The following is a 20,538-nucleotide window of genomic DNA, read 5'->3' as shown; positions in this document are numbered from 1 at the left end:
TACCCATACCGAACACGATGGTTAAGCCATAGACGGCCGATGGTACTAGGCGGGAGACTGCCTGGGAGAGTAGGTGGCTGCCAGATTTTACGGGGTGTGGCTCAGCTTGGCTAGAGCGCTTGATTTGGGATCAAGAGGTCGCAGGTTCGAATCCTGTCACCCCGATTGAGAAATATATGTGCCTGTAGCTCAGTTGGATAGAGCAGTGGCCTTCTAAGCCACGTGTCCGGGGTTCGAATCCCTGCAGGCACGTTATATATGGTGGGTATAGCTCAGTTGGTTAGAGCGCCAGATTGTGGCTCTGGAGGTCGTGGGTTCGACTCCCACTATTCACCCCATATTATTGGGGCTACTAGCTCAGATGGTAGAGCACTGGACTTTTAATCCAGGTGTCCCGGGTTCGAGTCCCGGGTAGCTCATATTTTATATACATATGCGCGAGTGGCTCAGTGGTAGAGCATCGCCTTGCCAAGGCGAGGGTCGCGGGTTCGAATCCCGTCTCGCGCTTGGGAATATAATAAAAATAGTAATGGGTAGTCGCCAAGCGGTAAGGCACAGGACTTTGACTCCTGCATGCGAAGGTTCGAATCCTTCCTACCCAGTATAAAAAACACCTAAATAGGTGTTTTTTATTTTGCCTTTTTTAATATTTACAAAAGAAATTTTGGATTTTATTGATTACTAATTTCTTTAATAGAGTGTTATATTAAATACTAAAAAAATGTTGTAATACATGATTAAAACATGCATTACAACATTTATCCAAAAATATTTTATATATTATAATATTGAATTAAATCTTCTAAGGTATCTCTTCTTCTAATTAATATAGGATTTCCATCTTCTTTAATTAATACTTCCGCAGGACGAAGACGATTATTGTAATTAGAACTCATTACATGACCGTAAGCACCAGCATCTAATACTCCTAAAATATCTCCCTCAAATATTTCTGGAAGAACACGATTTTTAGCAATTATATCTCCACTTTCGCATATATTACCAACTACAGTAACAGCCTCTTTTTTAGTGGAACAAATATCTGATTCTCTATATATTTCTATATCATGATGGGAATCATACATAATAGGTCTTTGAAGTACATTGAATCCTAAATCAGTACCTACATATTTATTTTCATAATTTATTTTAACTGCATGTACGGTGCCAAGTAATACACCACATTCTGCAGAAATGTATCGGCCAGGTTCTATTTTAAAAGTAATTTTTTTACCGTATGAATCTGTCCATTCATTTAATACTGAATCTAATTGTTCTCCAAGAGTAGTTAAGTCTAAACGAGATTCATTATCTTGTTTATGGTAAGGTATTCCAAATCCTCCGCCTAAATCAATAAATTCTAGATTTTCAAAATTTTTAGCTATAGATAAGATTGATTTAACTCCTTCTACATAAGCATTTCCTTCCATAAACAAAGAGCCTATATGTTGATTTATACCTATTAACTTTAAGTTATATTTGTTTAAAATTTCTTTTACTTGAGGAATAAATTTTGCATCTACTCCAAATTTTGTTTCTTTTCCTCCAGTTATAACTTTTTTGTGATGACCTGCCCCAACGCCAGGGTTAAATCTAATAGCTACAGAACCACCAGGATTTATTGTACCAAATAGTTCTAATTGAGAAAGGGAATCAACACTTACGGTAATATTATGATCGATAGCAAACTGCATTTCTTCGGCAGATACATTATTACTAATAAATAAAATTTGTTCTGGTTTAAATCCTGCTTTTAATTCTACAAACATTTCACCAGGAGACATAGCGTCCACATTTAGACCTTCTTCTAAAGCAATTTTTAAAAGATGTAGATTGCTATTAGCCTTTACTGAAAAGTTAACAGAGAAATTAGGATAAGAAACAAGATTTTTCATTTCTCTGCATCTTTCTCTAAATATTCTTTCATTATAAACATATAAAGGGCTTCCATATTCTTTAATTAAATCAATAGGATTGCTATTGCCAAAAAAATTGTTACTTTTTGTTACGTCCGAGTAAACATATTGCATAATCCTTCTCCTTTCAATAAAATTCAATATAAATAACATATATTTTTAGACTATATTATTTTTAATAGTGCTTGTCAAGCGTTTAAATAAAATTTAAAGATTTTTGTTATAATTGCAAGAATATATTTAATAATTTTCATAGTATATTTAATTTTTATATTATATAATACGATATACAAAGAGAATAATAGAGGTGATTAATATGGATATATTTGAATATACAAGACAAAAAACATTAAAGAAAGAATCGCCATTAGCTGTTAGAATGAGGCCAGCTACTTTAGAAGAGTTTGAAGGGCAAGAGCATATCATAGGAAAAGATAAGTTACTTTATAGAGCAATAAAAGCAGATAAACTAGGGTCTATTATTTTTTATGGACCTCCTGGAACGGGTAAAACTACTTTGGCAAAAATTATCGCTAATACTACAAAATCTGAATTTGTTCAATTAAATGCAACAACTTCCGGCAAAAAAGATATTATAGAAGTAATAGAAGAAGCAAAAACTAGATTAGGAATGAATTATAAAAAAACAATTCTTTTCATAGATGAAATTCATCGTTTTAATAAAGCCCAGCAGGATTCCCTTCTTCCTTACGTAGAAGATGGAACAATTATTCTTATAGGAGCAACAACAGAAAATCCATATTTCGAAGTTAATAAAGCTTTAATATCAAGGTCTAGAATATTTGAATTAAAACCTTTATCTAAAGATAACATAAAAAATATAATTTTAAAAGCATTAAAAGATAAAGAAAAAGGACTAGGAAGTTATAATGCAGAAATAACAAAAGAAGCTTTAGAGTTTCTTGCAGATGTTGCTGATGGAGATGCCAGGGCAGCGATAAACGCTATAGAATTAGGAGTACTTACTACTAGTCCAGATGAAGATGGGAAAATTCATATTACATTAAAAGTAGCAGAAGAATGTATACAAAAAAGGGCTATTAATTATGATAAAGATGGAGATAACCATTATGATATTATATCTGCTTTTATAAAAAGTATGAGGGGATCAGACCCTGATGCAGCTGTTTATTATTTAGCTAGAATGATTTATGCTGGAGAAGATCCTAGATTTATAGCAAGAAGAATGGTAATTTGTGCAGCTGAAGACGTAGGGAATGCAGACCCTAATGCTTTACAAGTAGCAGTATCAGCGGCTCATGCGGTTGATTTTATTGGTATGCCAGAAGCAAGGATTATATTATCACAAGCAGCTATTTATATAGCCTGTGCTCCAAAAAGCAATAGTGCATACAAAGCTATTGACTTAGCACTTGAAGATGTAAAAAACATAAAAATTAGTGGAGTGCCATCACATTTAAAAGATACTCATTATTATGGAGCAGCTAATTTAGGGCATGGACAAGGTTATAAATATGCACACGATTATCCTAATAATTACGTTGAGCAACAATATCTACCAGATGAATTGGTGGGAAGAACATATTATAAGCCTACGGAAAATGGATACGAATTAAATATAAAAAATATTCAAAATAAAATAAAAAATAAAAATTAGTTATAAAATATACTTCTAAAAATGGTTAAATATAATAAAAAATCATAAATTATCTAAACATATATATTGTATTTATGTACATAATAATCTTGTAACAAATATTTAACCTTATAGGAGGATTATTTAATGAGTAAAAAAAATAAAAAGAAACGCAATAAAAATCAAAATGTGGAAGTTGCAAATGAATTAACCCCTAATAATAATGAAGGATGTAAAAACAACAATCGTAATGAAAATAGTTGCAAAAATAATAAATATTAGTGAAATTTTTTAGGTCTCCATATAAATGGGGACTTTTTTAAAATATTGACTTAATAAAAAAACTAATATATAATACAAACAACCCCACCCTACGAGGGGGTATAAGGAGGTGTAAAAATGGAAAAAAGAATTTTTAAAATAGAAGGAATGACTTGTGCTGCATGTTCAAGAGCAGTAGAAAGAAGTGTAAAAAAATTAGATGGGGTAATAAAAGCTGAAGTTAACTTAGCTTCAGAAAAATTAAATATAGAGTACGAAGGTGATAAAGTAAATGTTGATAAAATAATACAAGTAGTAGAAAAAGTAGGATATAAGGCTAAGGAATACAAAAAACTTGAAGAAATAAAATTACCTATAGAAGGGATGACTTGTGCTGCATGTTCAAGGGCTGTAGAACGTGCTTTAAATAAATTAGAAGGAGTGGAAGAAGCAAGTGTAAATTTATCTACTGAAAATGCTTTTATAAAATATGATTCTGATAAAATAAGACTTGCAGATATTAATAAAGCTATAATAAAAGCAGGATATACTCCCTTATCTCCAAAAATAGAGGGGAAAATTAGTGAAGATAAAAATCGAAAAGAAAAAGAAATAATAACTATGAGAAATAAGCTTATTTTATCGTCTGTATTTTCTATTCCCTTACTTTATATAGCTATGGGTCATATGTTAGGAGCTCCGCTACCTTCATTTTTAATAGGGAAAGGGAATGAACTTAATTTTGCTTTAATTCAGCTTATTTTAACAATACCTATTATAATAGCAGGATATAAATTTTATACAGTAGGTTTTAAAACTTTATTTAAGGGGTCTCCTAATATGGATTCTTTAATTGCTTTAGGAACTAGTGCTGCTATTATTTATGGATTATTTGCCATATATAAAATAATAACAGGAACTTATGAGGAAGTTTTAATATATTCTAAAGATTTATATTTTGAATCTGCGGGAGTTATTATTACTTTAATTTTATTAGGGAAATACCTTGAAACAGTAGCTAAGGGAAAGACTTCAGAAGCTATAAAAAAACTTATGGGTTTAGCACCTAAAAAAGCTATAGTAATTAAAGATGGTAAAGAAATAGAGGTTTCCATAGAAGAAGTAGAAGTAGGGGATATAATAGTAGTTAAACCAGGACAAAAGATTCCTGTAGATGGGGAAGTAGTAAAAGGAATTACTGCTGTAGATGAATCAATGATTACAGGAGAAAGTATTCCAGTGGAAAAAAAAGAAGGAGATTTAGTTATTGGTGCGAGTATAAATAAAACTGGGTCTATTCAGTTTAAAGCTACTAAAGTTGGAAAAGATACTGTTTTAGCTCAAATTGTAAAATTAGTAGAAGAAGCGCAAGGGTCAAAAGCCCCCATAGCTAAATTAGCTGATGTAATAAGTGGATATTTTGTCCCTGTGGTATTAATTATTGCTTTATTATCAGGAGGTATTTGGTATTTTACAGGGCATTCTATTACATTTTCCTTAACTATGCTTATTTCTGTACTAGTTATAGCTTGCCCTTGTGCTTTGGGGTTGGCAACACCTACAGCAATTATGGTAGGAACAGGGAAAGGAGCAGAGTATGGAGTTTTAATAAAAAGTGGAACAGCTCTTGAGACAGCTCATAAAGTAAATACCATAGTATTTGATAAGACTGGAACGATAACAAAAGGTATTCCTGTAGTAACTGATATAATACCAGCTAATGGAGTAGATTTAAATGAACTTCTTATTTTAGCAGCTTCAGCAGAAAAAGGCTCAGAACATCCTTTAGGAGAAGCTATTGTAAAAGAAGCAAAAAATAAAGGAATTTCTTTAAAAGAAGTAGAAAAATTTAATGCTATTCCTGGAAAAGGAATAGAAGTTATAATAGAAGGTTATAGTATACTTTTAGGAAATAGAAAACTAATGAATGAGAAAAAAATAAATATAAAAGAATTAGAAGAAACAGCTAATAAACTAGCCATAGAAGGTAAGACTCCTATGTATATAGCAAGAGAGAATGACATAATAGGAATTATTGCTGTTGCTGATATAGTAAAAGAAAATAGTGCTAAAGCTATAAAAAAGCTTCATGATATGGGAATAGAAGTTGTTATGATCACTGGAGATAATAAAAGAACGGCAGAAGCTATTGCAAAGACTGTTGGAATTGATAGAGTTTTTGCAGAAGTATTGCCTAAAGATAAAGCAGATGAAGTTAAAAAACTTCAGAAAGAAGGAAAAACAGTTGCTATGGTTGGAGATGGAATAAATGATTCACCAGCTTTAGCACAGGCGGATATAGGTATAGCTATTGGATCAGGAACGGATGTAGCTATAGAATCAGCAGATATTGTGCTTATGAAAAATGACATTTTAGATGTGGTAACAGCCGTTCAATTAAGTAAAAGTACTATTAGAAATATTAAGCAAAATTTATTTTGGGCATTCTTTTATAATAGTGCAGGAATTCCTTTAGCAGCAGGATTATTTTATGCATTAGGAGGACCAAAACTAAATCCAATGTTTGCAGCAGCAGCTATGAGTTTTAGCTCTGTATCAGTACTACTAAATGCCCTTAGATTAAGAAACTTTAAACCAATAAAATAATAGGAGGTTAATATTATGAAGAAAAAACTTTATATTGAAGGAATGAGTTGTAATCATTGTGTTAATCATGTAAAAAATGCACTTATGGATGTAGAAGGAGTTAAAGAGGTAGAAGTTAGTTTAGAAGGGAAATATGCTATAGTTGAAACTGATGTTGAAATTAAGAATGAAATATTAAAAGAAGCAGTGGTAGAAGAAGCAGGATATGAACTTACAAAAATTGAAAATATATAGTTTTAAAACCCCATAATGTCTTTTTTAAGGACTAATATTATGGGGTTTTAATTATAATAAATTTTCATAAGCCTTTTTTAATTAAATTTATATCTTCTTTAGAAATACTTTTAAGTATGAATAAAAAAGAGAGATACATAAAAGCTAAAATTATAAGAGAAAAAAATACCCCTGGTCTTAAAGAAAATCTTGTTAAAAAATAGTGATTCATAATATATTTTGTAGTTAATCCAGAAGCGATTATAGCAAGAGATGGTTTTATAATCCATTCATTTAGTTTTAAAGAAATAGAAGTAAATTTTACCACTTTATTTAAATGAAGTAAAGTTATAGTTATAGAACTTACAATTACTGACCAGATAAATCCTATAAATCCTAATCTAGGGATTAGAAAATAAATAAAAGATATAGAAATAATAGAGCCAATTACATTATGTTTAAAAGTGGTGACTTGTTGTCCTAAACCATTTAATATTCCAGATAATGTAGATTGTAGATAAAAGAAAGGACATATAAAGGCCATGGAATAAAGCATATTTCCAACTTCATGTTGATTATAAATTGCTAATCCTAATTCTTTTGAAAATATTAAAAAAAGATAAGTTGCTCCAATACCTATTAAACAAGTAAAATGAATAGATTTAGATACTGTATGATGAATTCTTTTTGTATTTTTAATTGCTGTAGCTTCTGAAACAGCAGGGATTAAAGCCATAGATAGAGAAGTTGTAAACATTGATGGGAAAAATATTAAAGGCATAGCCATACCGCTAAACTGTCCATAAATACTTATGGCTTCACTATTGGATAATCCAAAAACTTGTAGTTGAATAGGAATTAAAATATTTTCAATAGAATTTAATATAGTTGTTATAAAACGATTTCCTGTAAGAGGAATTGCCATAGAAAGTAAAGATTTATATGCTTGAATTAAATTAAGGGAAGGTTTTTTAAATAATTTATTTTTACTTTTATTGCTACGATAAGCTATAAAAATATATATAAAAGAAGCAATTTCTCCAGCACACATTCCAATAACACCTAAGGCACAGGCATAGGATAAACCCTTTGGAACGAATAAGGAAGCCAAACTGTATATAATTAACATTCTTATTATTTGTTCTAAAACTTGAGAAATAGCAGGTTTGGACATTTCCTGCATACCATAAAAATAACCTTTTATAGAAGAAGCAGCGGCCATAAAAGGAATAGCAAAGGCAAGAATTCTTAATGCTAGAATATTTCTACTTTCTTTTATAATATTAATAGCAATAAAAGGAGCGAAAATATAAATAAAGAAAGAAATAGTAGTTCCGATTAATACAGATAATAGTAAAGATATTTTTAATATTCTATGCATATTACCATATTCTCTTTTTGCATTTTCTTGAGCAATTAATTTAGATACACTGAGAGATATACCAGAAGCAGATAAGGTCCAAGCTAACATATAAACTGGAAATACTAATTGGAAAAGCCCCATGCCTTCTGCACCTATTAAATTAGACATATATATTCTATATATAAATCCTAATATTCTAGTTATAAAATTAGCGACAGTAAGAATAAGAGCTCCTGTAACCAAAGTTCTTTTAGCCATAGAATATCTCCTAAAATATAGATTGTACTACAATTTATTCTAAAACGACTTGTACTATGCAAAATTTATTACTGAAATGTTGAGATGAATAGTAAATTTCTGTATAATATTTTTATTAGAATACAAAGGAAGAAGGGGTTTTATGGAAATAAACGAATGGAAAAAATTATTAATCCCATATGAACAAGCTGTAAAAGAACTTAAATTAAAATTTGAAAACATTCAAAATGAATATAGAAAATTAGATGAATATTCTCCTATTGAGTCTGTATCAGGGAGAGTAAAGAAAATATATAGTATTTTAGAAAAAGCTAATAAAAAAGGGATACCTATTAATGAAATAGAAGATAAAATAGAAGATATTGCAGGTATAAGAATCACATGTCAATTTGTTGAAGATATTAACAAAGTGGTAAAATTAATTAGAGAAAGAGATGGAAAAGATTTAAAAATTATAGAAGAAAAAGATTATATAAAAAATATTAAACCTAGTGGATATAGAAGTTATCACATTATTATAAAATACCCTGTTCAAACAGCCCATGGAGAAAAAGAAATATTAGCGGAAATACAAATCCGTACCTTAGCAATGAATTTTTGGGCTACTATAGAACATTCATTAAGATATAAATATAATAAAAATATGCCGGAATATATTCATGATAGATTAAAAAGAGCGGCAGAAGCAGCTTTTATTTTAGATAAAGAAATGTCTAAAATAAGAGATGAGATATTAAAAGCACAAGAGCTATTTGAAACAAAATCTAATATCGTTAGAGAAATATTTAAAAATATACAAAGTTTATATAATATAAGTGAGATAAAAGAAGCAGGGGAATTATATAAAAAATTTTTAATATTATGGGAAGAAGGAGATATAAAAAAATTAGATGAATTTAATAAAAAATTAGATACTTTAGCAGGAATTTATGGAGTACAAAAATTATAAAATCCCAAAAAAAAAGTGGGATTTTTTTCAATTTAAACAAAATAATAAAAATATTTATTTATAATTTAAAAAAATTATAAAAAAAATTATTTGAAAAAGTCAATGTAATCATGTATATTGACTAAAATACTATATACAGTATACAATAAAAATATTAAAAAAAATAATAATAATTAATAAAAGCAATAATTATAGTATAAAAAAATAGATATATAAGATGTATTGACATAAAAATAATAAAGTGATATTCTAAACATATAAAACCGACTGTAAAAGTAGGAATTAAATCTTGAGGTGATAGTATGAAATTATCAACTAAAGGAAGATATGGTTTAAAAGCAATGGTAGATTTAGCAATTCATAGTCAGGATAAGCATATTGCATTAAAACATATTGCACAGAGACAAGATATATCTGAACATTATTTAGAGCAATTAATTGCTGTTCTTAGAAAATCAGGTTTAGTAAAGAGTATTAGAGGTGCCCAAGGAGGATATACTCTAGCTCTTCCTCCTAAAGAAATAACTGTTGGAGATATCCTTAGATCTTTAGAAGGGTCTTTAACTCCTGTAGATTGTGTTGGAGAAGATCCAACTAGTCAATGTAAAGAATGGGATTTTTGTGTTACAAAAGATGTTTGGAAAAAAATAGGAGACAAAATAAACGAAGTAGTTGATTCTATTACATTAGAAGATTTAATAAAAGATTATGAAAAGATAAATGGTGAGAAAGAATATATGTATTATATTTAACTGGAATAAAGTTAACTGAGGAGTGATAAAAAATGCAAAAAATTTATTTTGATAATGCAGCAACTACTTCTATGAAAAAAGAAGTAATAGATGCTATGATGCCATATTTTACAGAAAGTTTTGGGAATCCATCTAGTATATATGAAATTGCAAGAGAAAATAAAAAAGCTTTAGATGAATCAAGAGATAAAATTGCCAAGTTATTAGGTGCAGATTCTAAAGAAATTTACTTTACTAGTGGAGGGACAGAATCTGATAATTGGGCTATAAAAGGAATTGCAGATGTTTACAAAGATAAAGGAAATCACATAATTACTTCATCTATTGAACATCATGCAGTACTTCATACTTGCGAATACTTAGAAAAGAATGGATTTGAAGTAACCTATCTTCCAGTAGATGAATATGGACAGGTTAATCCTAAAGATGTGGAAAAAGCTATTAAAGATAATACTATTTTAATTACAATAATGTATGCAAACAATGAAATAGGTACTATACAGCCTATAGAAGAAATAGGTAAAATTGCAAAGGAAAAAGGAGTAATTTTTCATACAGATGCAGTTCAAGCTGTGGGACATATTCCAGTTGATGTAAAAAAAGCAAATGTTGATTTATTGTCTCTATCAGGGCATAAGTTTCATGGGCCTAAAGGAGTTGGAGCTTTATATATAAGAAAAGGAATTAAAATAAAACCACTTCTTCATGGAGGAGCTCAAGAAAGAGGAAGAAGAGGAGGAACAGAAAATGTTCCAGGTATAGTAGGATTAGCTAAAGCATTAGAATTAGCAGTAGAAAATATGGAAGAAAACAACAAAAAGATGATAGAACTAAGAGATTATATTATAAAAGGTGTTACTGAAAAAATAGAGCATGTAAAATTAAATGGGCATCCTACTAATAGACTTCCTAATAATATTAATTTCACCTTTGATTTTATTGAAGGAGAATCTTTATTACTTTTATTAGATATGAAAGGGATATATGCTTCTAGTGGGTCTGCTTGTACTTCTGGCTCTTTAGATCCATCTCATGTATTATTATCCATTGGACTTCCTCACGAAAGAGCCCATGGTTCTTTAAGAATTACCATAGGAGATGAAAATACTAAGGCAGAAGCAGATTATTTTTTAGAAGTTTTACCTTCTATAGTTCAAAGATTAAGAGATATGTCTCCTTTGTATGAAGAATATAAAAAACAAAAAAATAGATAATATAAATGATAATATAAATGATAATATAAATAAAGAGAGGTGTTAGATATGATGTATAGTAAAAAAGTAATGGATCATTTTATGAATCCTAGAAATGTTGGAGAAATAGAAAACGCTTCAGGAGTAGGCGAAGTTGGAAATGCTAAATGTGGAGATATTATGAAAATATATCTTGATATAGAAGATAATATTATAAAAGATGTTAAATTTAAAACCTTTGGTTGTGGAGCAGCTGTAGCAACTAGTAGCATGGCTACAGAAATGGTGAAAGGTAAAACCATTCAAGAGGCAATGAAAATTACTAATAAAGCCGTTATGGAAGCATTAGATGGACTTCCACCTGTTAAGGTTCACTGTTCTGTATTAGCAGAAGAAGCTCTTCAAGCAGCTTTATGGGATTATGCACAAAAAAATGGAATAGAAATAGAAGGGTTGAAACCTCCAAAAAGTGGAGATCACCATCATATTCCAGAGAATGATGAATAAAATTCTGAGGTGACATCATGATAAAACAAAAAGTTGTTGTTGGAATGTCTGGAGGCGTAGATAGTTCGGTAGCTGCATATCTTCTAAAAAAACAAGGATATGAAGTAATAGGAATGACCATGCAAATTTGGCAGGATGAATCAAGAGAAGAAATAGAAGATAACGGAGGATGTTGTGGGTTATCTGCAGTTGATGATGCAAGAAGAGTGTGTCAAAAACTAGACATTCCTCATTATGTAGTTAATTTTAAAGAAGCTTTTAAAAATCAAGTAATAGATTATTTTGTAGAAGAATATTCTAATGGGAAAACTCCTAATCCTTGTATTGCTTGTAATAGATATATAAAATGGGAATCTATGCTTTATAAATCTCTTCAAATAGGAGCAGATTATATTGCAACTGGACATTATGCAAAGGTTATAAAACTTCCAAACGGTAGATATACTTTAAAAATGTCTGAAGCAATAGGTAAAGACCAAACATATGCTTTATATAATCTTACTCAAAATCAATTAAAATATACTTTAATGCCTTTAGGAGATTATAATAAAGATGAAGTTAGAAAAATAGCAAAAGATATAGGTCTTTTGGTGGCTAATAAACCTGATAGTCAAGAAATTTGTTTTATACCTGATAATGATTATAGTTCTTATATAGAAAAGAATTCTAATTTAAAATTTTCACAAGGGAATTTTGTAGATACTAAAGGAAATATATTAGGTAAACATAAGGGGATAATTCATTATACCATAGGTCAAAGAAAGGGACTTGGTATTGCAATTGGAAAACCTATGTATGTAGTTGAAATTAGGCCAGATAAAAATGAAGTAGTATTAGGAGAACATGAAGAAGTTTTTAAAAAGAAAGCTTATGCAAACAAACTGAATTTTATGGCTTTTGAAAAACTTGAAGGAAGTAAAAAAGTTACTGCAAAAATTAGATACAGTCATAAACCAGCTTTATGTACTATACAAATGATAGATAAAGATATAATAAAGTGTGAATTTGATACCCCACAAAGAGCTATTACTCCAGGACAGGCAATAGTATTTTATGATGGAGATATAGTTGTGGGTGGTGGAACAATTTTATATGGTTCAGAAAAATAAAAATCCTTGGGAGACCAAGGATTTTTATTTTGATAAAAATTCATATAATACAAAATTAATACTTTTAATGAAAAAAATTATTAGTAATAATTACAATAAATTTGATTAAAATTAATTATTTTTTGTTATAAATAATAAAGGAAATATTAAATGGTTGATTTTATTTTTTTAAACATGATAAAATATTCTAGGTTTTATTAACAAAAAAACTAGGGGGAGAACAATGCAATTTTATACCAAAATTTTATTTGCGTTCGTAGGAGGATTAGGATTATTTATTTATGGAATGCAGATTATGGGAGATGGTTTACAAAAATCTGCAGGAAATAAGATGAAGAGATTATTAGAGATTCTAACTAATAATCGTTTAATGGGAGTATTGGTAGGAGCAGCAGTTACAGCTATTATTCAAAGTAGTTCAGCTACTACTGTTATGGTAGTTGGATTTGTAAATGCTGGACTAATGAATTTAGTTCAAGCTGCAGGTGTTATTATGGGGGCTAATGTTGGAACTACAGTTACTGGATGGATTGTATCCATGGGTGAGTGGTCAAAGTTTTTAAAACCTTCAGAATTAGCACCAGTTGTAATAGCAATTGGAGTTTCTTTTGTTATGTTTTCTAATAAAAAATCTTTAAAACAAATAGGAGAGATACTTGCAGGATTTGGGATTTTATTCCTAGGATTAGAAATGATGTCAGACGCTGTTACACCTCTTAGAGACTTACCCGTTTTTTCTCAAGCATTTATTAGTTTAGGACATAATCCTTTTTTAGGAATTTTAGCAGGATTTGCAGTTACAGCTATTATTCAAAGTAGCTCTGCATCAGTAGGTATTTTACAAACTTTAGCAGCTGCTTCCTTAGTCCCATGGAATGCAGCAGTATATATTATAATGGGGCAAAATATAGGTACTTGTGTTACAGCTATATTATCTAGTATAGGAGCTACAAAAACAGCTAAAAGAGCTGCATATGTACACTTATTATTTAATGTATTAGGAACAATTATATTTTCGACAATTGCCATTATTTATTTTAATTTTATTAATCCAATCTTAGGACAGCAATTAATAAATATGACAGAAATAAGTATTGTTCATACTATATTTAACATATCTAATACTGTCATTCTATTTCCTTTCTGTAGTGTACTTGTATATTTATCAGGTAAATTTGTTAAAGGAGAAGAAGAAAAAGATGAAAGTAGTCTTCAACATTTAGATGAACGTATTTTAGAAACACCTAGTTTTGCAGTAGAAAATGCGATAAAAGAAGTAGTAAGAATGGCAAATATGTCAGGAGAAAATGTAAAAACAGCAATAGAAGCATTACTTGAAAAAAATGAACAAAAAGTAGAAAGAGTATTAAAAAGAGAAAAAAGTATAAATGAATTAAATAGAAATATCACTCAATATCTAGTAAAAATATCCAATTCACCTCTTAATGAAAAACAGAATACCATAGTTACAGGATTATTTCATACAGTTAATGATATAGAACGTGTAGGAGATCATGCTGAAAACATTGCAGAATTAGCTCAATTTGCAATTGATGAAAAAATACAATTTTCTGATTCTGCTGCGTTAGAATTAAAAACGATGGCAGAAAAATGTATTGAGTGTTATGAAGATGCAATAAGATCAAGAGAAGAAAATAATCCAGAATTAGCTAAGACCATAGAGCCTAAAGAAGATATTGTTGATAGAATGGAAGAAGAACTTCGTTCAAGACATATAAATAGACTTTCTAAAAATACTTGTAAACCTATATCAGGAATTGTATTTTTAGATGTAATAAGTAATTTAGAAAGGATATCAGACCATGCTTCAAATATAGCTCTTGGAGTTTTAAGTGAACATGGTATGAATAAAAAACATAGAAATCAATAAATAATAAATTATAAAAATAGATTTATATATTTAAAAAAATTTCTTGATATTTTATATTATATTCGTTACAATATAAACGAAGATATAAAATATCTTTTCTTATTTTTATTTGAGTGGGACTTAAATTGCGCACTAGGACAATAATGTTCCCGGGGAGCGTTTAGTATGAGAAATTTGCTTGCTACATTGCAAAAGATAATTCCTGATGGGATTTTAGGTTTAGAAAGAAGATACAAAATTTTAAAAACTATTATGTATTCAGAACCTATAGGAAGAAGAGTTTTATCTGCTAATCTTAATATTTCTGAAAGAATTATTAGGTCTGAAACCGATTTTTTAAAAAAAAATGGATTTATAAAAGTTAGTTGTTTAGGAATGGAAATTACTTTAGAAGGGAAAAATATTGTTTGTAATTTAGAAAATCTCATTCATGAATTAAAAGGGTTCAGTGAACTGGAAAAAAAAGTTGCTAAAATCTTAGATATTCCTAAAGTTGTTATTGTTTTAGGAGATGCTGATAAGGATGAAATAGTAAAAAAAGACATTGGAAAGGCGACAGCTAGAATTTTCGAAAATATTATACAAGAAAATAGTACTATTGCTCTTACAGGAGGAACTACTGTATCTAATATAATAGAAGCTATAAAAACTAATAATACTTATGAAAATGCATTTGTTTTGCCAGCTAGAGGAAGTATAGGAAATAAAGTAGAATATCAATCTAATACTTTAACTTCACAATTAGCACAAAAATTAGGAGCTAAATATAGATTACTTAATATTCCAGATAATTTAAGTAAAAAATCTTTAGAAAGTATTAGCAAAGAACCAGAAATTCAAGATATCCTAAAAAAAGTTTCTAAAACAGACATATTAATATTTGGTATAGGAAATGCTATTAAAATGGCTAGAAGAAGAAAAGTCCCTGAAGCAATTTTAGATTTTTTAAAAAGAAAACAAGCAGTAGGAGAAGCTTTTGGATATTATTTTAATTCAGAAGGAGAAATAGTATATGCTTCCCGTTCCATAGGCATTAGGTTAGAAGATATAAAAAAAATACCTTATAAAATTGCAGCTGCTGGAGGAAAATCAAAAGCTGAGGCAATTAAATCCATAAGACATTTACTTAAAGATGGCTGTATTGTAATAGATGAAGGAGCAGCTAATGAAATTATAAAAGATTTTAAAGATTAAATATGTTATTACGTTGTAAAAATACATTATATTTTGTATTTTTACAACTTAAAATAAAATTAAAAAATTAGGAGGAATTAACAATGGCAAAAATCGCAATTAATGGATTTGGACGTATTGGACGTAATGCATTTAAAGTAGCAATGGCAAGAGGTTTGGATATTGTAGCAATTAATGACCTAACTAATCCTGAAACATTAGCTCATTTATTAAAATATGATTCATGCTTTGGTAAATTTGATGGAACAGTTGAAGTTAAAGAAGGAGCTTTAGTTGTAAATGGAAAAGAAATCAAAGTAACAGCAGAAAGAAATCCTGCAGGACTTCCATGGAAAGAACTTGGAGTAGATATTGTAATTGAGTCTACAGGTATTTTTAGAAAAAAAGAACAAGCTCAATTACATATTGATGCAGGTGCTAAAAAAGTAATTATTTCTGCTCCAGGAAAAGGAACAAAATCTATTGTTATGGGTGTTAATGAAGGAGATTATAATCCTGATGAAGACCATATTATTGATAATGCATCTTGTACAACAAACTGTTTAGCTCCAGTTGCAAAAGTTCTTCATGAAAAATTTGAAATTAAAAGAGGTATTATGACAACAGTTCACTCTTATACAAACGACCAAAGAATTTTAGATTTACCTCATAATGATTTAAGAAGAGCACGTGCTGCAGCTGAATCTATTATCCCTACAACAACAGGAGCAGCTGAAGCAGTTGCTAAAGTTATTCCTTCTCTTAAAGGAAAATTAACAGGTATGGCTATGCGTGTACCTACTCCTACAGTATCAGTTGTTGATTTAACAGCAGAATTAGGAAAAGATGTAACAGTAGAAGAAGTTAATGCTGCACTTAAAGCTGCTGCTGATGATAAAGTATTAGGATATACTGATGAACCATTAGTATCCATTGACTTTAGAAAAGATTCTCGTTCTTCAATTGTTGATGGATTATCTACAATGGTAATTGATGGAAATATGGTTAAAGTTGTTTCTTGGTACGATAATGAATGGGGTTATTCCAATAGAATTGTGGATCTTACACAATACGTTGCTGAACGTCTATAATCATAGATAGACCCACAAAAGGTCCGGTTTTGTAGTAATGACTATAGGACCGGACTTTATTATTATAAATAATCTTAAGGAGTTGATTCCATGTTAAATAAAAAGACAGTAGATGATATTCAAGTTAAGGGAAAAAGAGTATTAGTTAGATGTGATTTTAATGTTCCTTTACAAGATGGAGTTATTACTGATGAAAATAGATTAGTTGCAGCTCTTCCAACTATAAAAAAATTAATTAATGATGGAGGAAAAGTTATTCTTTGTTCTCATTTAGGAAAACCAAAAGGAGAACCTAAACCAGAATTATCTTTAGCACCAGTTGCTAAAAGATTAAGCGAACTATTAGGAAAAGAAGTAGTATTTGCAAAAGATGATAATGTTGTTGGAGAAAATGCTAAAAAAGCTGTTGAAGCTATGAAAGAAGGAGATGTAATTCTTCTTGAAAATACAAGGTATCGTAAAGAAGAAACAAAGAATATAGATGATTTTAGTAAAGAACTTGCAAGTCTTGCAGATGTATTCGTAAATGATGCATTTGGTACAGCTCATAGAGCACATTGTTCTAATGTAGGAGTTACAAAATTTATTAATGGAGATTGTGCAGTAGGATATTTAATGCAAAAAGAAATTGATTTCTTAGGAAATGCTGTAAACAATCCAGTAAGACCTTTTGTAGCTATTTTAGGAGGAGCAAAAGTATCCGATAAAATTAATGTAATTAATAATCTTCTTGATAAAGTAGATACTTTAATAATAGGTGGAGGAATGGCTTATACTTTCCTAAAAGCAATGGGAAATGAAGTAGGAAAATCTTTACTTGAAGAAGATAAAATAGATTATGCAAAAGATATGATTAAAAAAGCGGAAGAAAAAGGAGTAAAATTATTACTTCCTGTAGATAATGTAGTTGCAAAAGAATTTAAAAATGATACTCCATATAAAGTAGTAGAAAGAGGAGGAATTGAACCTGATTGGGAAGGACTAGATATTGGTCCTAAAACAAGAGAACTTTTTGCTGATGCAGTAAAAGACGCTAAAACAGTTGTTTGGAATGGCCCTATGGGAGTATTCGAGTTTGAAAACTTTGCAAAGGGGACTATAGCTGTTGCAAAAGCTTTAGCAGAAACAGATGCAACAACTATCATTGGTGGAGGAGACTCTGCTGCAGCTGTAAATCAGTTAGGATTTGGAGATAAGATGACTCATATTTCTACTGGAGGAGGAGCATCTTTAGAATTTTTAGAAGGAAAAGAATTGCCAGGAGTAGCAGCAGCAGATGATAAATAAAAAATAAATTATTTTAGGAGGCATTTATGAGAAAAAAAATTATTGCAGGTAATTGGAAAATGAATAAGACTCCACAAGAAGCTATAAATTTAGTGGAAGAATTAAAACCCTTAGTAAATACTGATAAAGTAGATGTTGTTTTTTGTCCCCCTTTTGTATGCTTACCTGCTGTACTAGATGCAGTTAAAGGAACTAATATTGCCGTAGGTGCTCAAAATATGCATTATGAAGAAAGTGGTGCATATACAGGAGAAATAGCACCTAATATGTTAGTTGAATTAGGAGTAAAATATGTAATTATTGGGCATTCTGAAAGAAGAGCATATTTTGCAGAGACCGATGAAACTGTAAATAAAAAAGTATTAAAAGCTATTGAACATAACTTAATTCCTATAATATGCGTTGGAGAAACTCTAGAGCAGAGAGAACAAGGTATTACAGTTGATTTAGTACGTATGCAAACAAAAATTGCCCTAAAAGATGTACCTGCTGATAAAGCTAAAGATATAGTTATTGCATATGAACCAATTTGGGCAATTGGGACAGGAAAAACTGCTACATCAGAACAAGCTGAAGAAGTTTGTGCTTCCATTAGGCAAGTAGTAAAAGAAATCTATGACGAATCCGTTGCTAATAGTATTCGTATTCAATATGGTGGAAGCGTAAATGCAAAAAATGCAAAAGAACTTTTTAGCATGGATAACATCGACGGAGGATTAGTTGGTGGAGCAAGTTTAAAAATAGATTTTAGTAAAATAGTAAACTATAATGACTAGAAAGTTTATATAAAAGGAGTAGTATAATGAGAAAAAAACCAACTGTATTAATGGTGCTTGATGGTTTTGGTCTAAATGATAAATGTGATGGAAATGCAGTATGCAAAGGGAATACTCCAGTTTTAGATGGCCTGATGAAAAAATATCCTTTTGTAAAAGGATATGCTAGTGGCATGGATGTAGGTCTTCCAGAAGGACAAATGGGAAATTCCGAAGTAGGTCATTTAAATATTGGAGCAGGTCGTATAGTTTATCAAGAACTAACAAGAATAACAAAAGCGATTAAAGATGAAAGTTTTTTTGAAAATACTGAACTAATAGAGGCAGTAGAAAATTGCAAGAAAAATAATTCATCACTCCATTTATATGGTCTTTTATCAGATGGAGGAGTACATAGTCATAATACACATTTATATGCTCTTTTAGAATTAGCCAAAAGACATGGATTATCTAAAGTGTATATTCATACATTTTTAGATGGTAGGGATACTCCTCCAGCTTCTGGTAAAGATTATATGCAGGAATTACAAAATAAAATAGATGAAATAGGAGTAGGAGAAATTGTCTCTGTTATGGGTAGATATTATGCAATGGACCGTGATAATAGATGGGAAAGAGTAAAACTTGCCTATGATGCTATGGTTTTAGGTAGTGGAGAAAAATGCGATGACCCAGTTAAAGCAGTGCAATTATCTTATGATAAAGAAATTTATGATGAATTTGTTGTTCCCACAGTTATTACTAAAGATGGAGAACCTATCGCAACAATTAAACCAAATGATTCTATTATATGTTTTAATTTTAGACCAGATAGAGCAAGGGAAATAACAAGATGTTTTTGCGATGAAGAATTTGAAGGATTTGAAAGGGCAAATGGATTTTTCCCAGTAAAATATGTTTGTTTTACTGAGTATGACATTACCATTAAAAATAAATCTGTTGCTTTTAAACCAGAAAAACTTACAAAAACTTTCGGAGAATATATATCACAAAAAGGATTAAAACAGCTTAGACTTGCAGAAACAGAAAAATATGCTCATGTAACCTTTTTCTTTAATGGAGGAGTAGAAAAGCCTAATGAAGGAGAAGACCGTATATTAGTTCCTTCTCCTAAGGTTGCAACTTATGACTTACAACCAGAAATGAGTGCTATTGAAGTTACAGACCGTCTTGTTGAAGCAATTTTATCTAAAAAATATGATGTAATAATAATTAACTATGCAAATCCTGATATGGTAGGACACACTGGGATTTTAGAAGCAGCAATAAAAGCGGTAGAAACTGTAGATACTTGCGTTGGACGTGTTGTAGAAGCTATATTAAAAGTAGATGGACAAATGTTTATTTGTGCAGACCATGGAAATTCAGAACAACTAATAGATTATGAAAATGGTGAACCTTTTACAGCACATACAACTAATCCTGTACCATTTATTTTAGTAAATGCAGGAGAAGGAATAGATTTAAAAGAAGGTGGGAAATTAGCAGATATTGCCCCAACTCTTCTTGATTTAATGGGTATTGAAAAACCAGAAGAAATGACTGGTAATTCCCTTCTTGTAAGGTCATAGAAA

At 30.0% G+C, this 20,538-nt stretch carries 17 protein-coding genes, 6 tRNA genes and 1 rRNA gene; 22 read left to right on the top strand and 2 right to left on the bottom strand.

Annotated elements, in window-relative coordinates; genetic code table 11:
• The 7 genes from rrf to OM90_RS07200 form a co-directional block, all read left to right on the top strand.
• Nucleotides 1-86: ribosomal RNA gene (rrf, locus tag OM90_RS07230) — 5S ribosomal RNA — on the top strand; the annotation flags it as partial.
• 4 nt (nucleotides 87-90) lie between these two features.
• Nucleotides 91-165: transfer RNA gene (locus tag OM90_RS07225), tRNA-Pro, on the top strand.
• Between the two features lie 13 nt (nucleotides 166-178).
• Nucleotides 179-252, top strand: a tRNA-Arg gene (locus OM90_RS07220).
• 9 nt (nucleotides 253-261) lie between these two features.
• Nucleotides 262-338: transfer RNA gene (locus OM90_RS07215), tRNA-His, on the top strand.
• Nucleotides 339-346: 8 nt separating this feature from the next.
• Nucleotides 347-419: transfer RNA gene (locus OM90_RS07210), tRNA-Lys, on the top strand.
• Nucleotides 420-435: 16 nt separating this feature from the next.
• A tRNA-Gly gene (locus OM90_RS07205) sits at nucleotides 436-507 on the top strand.
• A gap of 23 nt (nucleotides 508-530) precedes the next feature.
• A tRNA-Gln gene (locus OM90_RS07200) sits at nucleotides 531-602 on the top strand.
• Nucleotides 603-773: 171 nt separating this feature from the next.
• On the opposite strand, the gene lysA is transcribed toward OM90_RS07200, so the two are convergent.
• The gene (gene lysA / locus OM90_RS07195) at nucleotides 774-2,030 is read right to left on the bottom strand and encodes a diaminopimelate decarboxylase (RefSeq protein WP_058486225.1); all 1,257 of its coding nucleotides are present in this window, start codon (nucleotides 2,028-2,030) and stop codon (nucleotides 774-776) included.
• Nucleotides 2,031-2,232: 202 nt separating this feature from the next.
• On the opposite strand from lysA, the gene OM90_RS07190 reads away from it, so the two are divergent.
• From OM90_RS07190 to OM90_RS07180, 4 genes are all read left to right on the top strand, one after another.
• Nucleotides 2,233-3,555 (top strand): AAA family ATPase, encoded by a 1,323-nt coding sequence (locus OM90_RS07190; protein WP_058486224.1) that lies wholly within the window; start codon nucleotides 2,233-2,235, stop codon nucleotides 3,553-3,555.
• Between the two features lie 126 nt (nucleotides 3,556-3,681).
• A complete protein-coding gene (locus OM90_RS13320) occupies nucleotides 3,682-3,816 on the top strand; it encodes a hypothetical protein (RefSeq protein WP_278335786.1) in 135 nt (44 codons plus the stop codon).
• A gap of 117 nt (nucleotides 3,817-3,933) precedes the next feature.
• The gene (locus OM90_RS07185) at nucleotides 3,934-6,402 is read left to right on the top strand and encodes a heavy metal translocating P-type ATPase (protein ID WP_058486223.1); all 2,469 of its coding nucleotides are present in this window, start codon (nucleotides 3,934-3,936) and stop codon (nucleotides 6,400-6,402) included.
• Between the two features lie 15 nt (nucleotides 6,403-6,417).
• Complete coding sequence (locus OM90_RS07180; RefSeq protein ID WP_058486222.1) at nucleotides 6,418-6,636, top strand: heavy-metal-associated domain-containing protein; 219 nt, start codon at nucleotides 6,418-6,420, stop codon at nucleotides 6,634-6,636.
• A gap of 64 nt (nucleotides 6,637-6,700) precedes the next feature.
• On the opposite strand, the gene spoVB is transcribed toward OM90_RS07180, so the two are convergent.
• The gene (gene spoVB, locus OM90_RS07175; protein ID WP_058486221.1) at nucleotides 6,701-8,236 is read right to left on the bottom strand and encodes a stage V sporulation protein B; all 1,536 of its coding nucleotides are present in this window, start codon (nucleotides 8,234-8,236) and stop codon (nucleotides 6,701-6,703) included.
• A 142-nt stretch (nucleotides 8,237-8,378) separates the two neighbouring features.
• On the opposite strand from spoVB, the gene OM90_RS07170 reads away from it, so the two are divergent.
• The 11 genes from OM90_RS07170 (at nucleotide 8,379) to gpmI (ending at nucleotide 20,535) form a co-directional block, all read left to right on the top strand.
• Nucleotides 8,379-9,185 carry a GTP pyrophosphokinase gene (locus OM90_RS07170; RefSeq protein ID WP_058486220.1) on the top strand — a complete coding sequence of 269 codons (807 nt, stop codon included), beginning with the start codon at nucleotides 8,379-8,381 and terminating at the stop codon, nucleotides 9,183-9,185.
• 302 nt (nucleotides 9,186-9,487) lie between these two features.
• Complete coding sequence (locus OM90_RS07165; RefSeq protein ID WP_058486219.1) at nucleotides 9,488-9,937, top strand: RrF2 family transcriptional regulator; 450 nt, start codon at nucleotides 9,488-9,490, stop codon at nucleotides 9,935-9,937.
• A gap of 32 nt (nucleotides 9,938-9,969) precedes the next feature.
• The gene (gene nifS / locus OM90_RS07160; RefSeq protein WP_058486218.1) at nucleotides 9,970-11,151 is read left to right on the top strand and encodes a cysteine desulfurase NifS; all 1,182 of its coding nucleotides are present in this window, start codon (nucleotides 9,970-9,972) and stop codon (nucleotides 11,149-11,151) included.
• A 51-nt stretch (nucleotides 11,152-11,202) separates the two neighbouring features.
• Nucleotides 11,203-11,637 (top strand): Fe-S cluster assembly scaffold protein NifU, encoded by a 435-nt coding sequence (gene nifU, locus OM90_RS07155; RefSeq protein WP_058486227.1) that lies wholly within the window; start codon nucleotides 11,203-11,205, stop codon nucleotides 11,635-11,637.
• Nucleotides 11,638-11,654: 17 nt separating this feature from the next.
• A complete protein-coding gene (gene mnmA, locus OM90_RS07150) occupies nucleotides 11,655-12,746 on the top strand; it encodes a tRNA 2-thiouridine(34) synthase MnmA (protein WP_058486217.1) in 1,092 nt (363 codons plus the stop codon).
• 223 nt (nucleotides 12,747-12,969) lie between these two features.
• Nucleotides 12,970-14,637 (top strand): Na/Pi cotransporter family protein, encoded by a 1,668-nt coding sequence (locus OM90_RS07145; RefSeq protein ID WP_058486216.1) that lies wholly within the window; start codon nucleotides 12,970-12,972, stop codon nucleotides 14,635-14,637.
• A 165-nt stretch (nucleotides 14,638-14,802) separates the two neighbouring features.
• Complete coding sequence (locus OM90_RS07140) at nucleotides 14,803-15,831, top strand: sugar-binding transcriptional regulator (RefSeq protein ID WP_058486215.1); 1,029 nt, start codon at nucleotides 14,803-14,805, stop codon at nucleotides 15,829-15,831.
• An 83-nt stretch (nucleotides 15,832-15,914) separates the two neighbouring features.
• Complete coding sequence (gene gap / locus OM90_RS07135; protein WP_058486214.1) at nucleotides 15,915-16,901, top strand: type I glyceraldehyde-3-phosphate dehydrogenase; 987 nt, start codon at nucleotides 15,915-15,917, stop codon at nucleotides 16,899-16,901.
• Between the two features lie 90 nt (nucleotides 16,902-16,991).
• On the top strand, nucleotides 16,992-18,188 hold the full coding sequence (locus OM90_RS07130) for a phosphoglycerate kinase (RefSeq protein WP_058486213.1): 1,197 nt from the start codon (nucleotides 16,992-16,994) through the stop codon (nucleotides 18,186-18,188).
• Nucleotides 18,189-18,214: 26 nt separating this feature from the next.
• Nucleotides 18,215-18,964 carry a triose-phosphate isomerase gene (tpiA, locus tag OM90_RS07125; protein WP_058486212.1) on the top strand — a complete coding sequence of 250 codons (750 nt, stop codon included), beginning with the start codon at nucleotides 18,215-18,217 and terminating at the stop codon, nucleotides 18,962-18,964.
• 26 nt (nucleotides 18,965-18,990) lie between these two features.
• Nucleotides 18,991-20,535, top strand: a complete 1,545-nt coding sequence (gpmI, locus tag OM90_RS07120; RefSeq protein WP_058486211.1) for a 2,3-bisphosphoglycerate-independent phosphoglycerate mutase — start codon at nucleotides 18,991-18,993, stop codon at nucleotides 20,533-20,535.
• Nucleotides 20,536-20,538: the final 3 nt, after the last annotated feature.

Origin of the sequence: Defluviitalea phaphyphila (assembly GCF_001466305.1) — a bacterium.
Taxonomy (GTDB): Bacteria; Bacillota; Clostridia; order Lachnospirales; family Defluviitaleaceae; genus Defluviitalea_A; species Defluviitalea_A phaphyphila.
The sequence above is the reverse complement of the archived record's forward strand: the minus strand, read 5'-3'. Positions and strand labels throughout refer to the sequence as shown.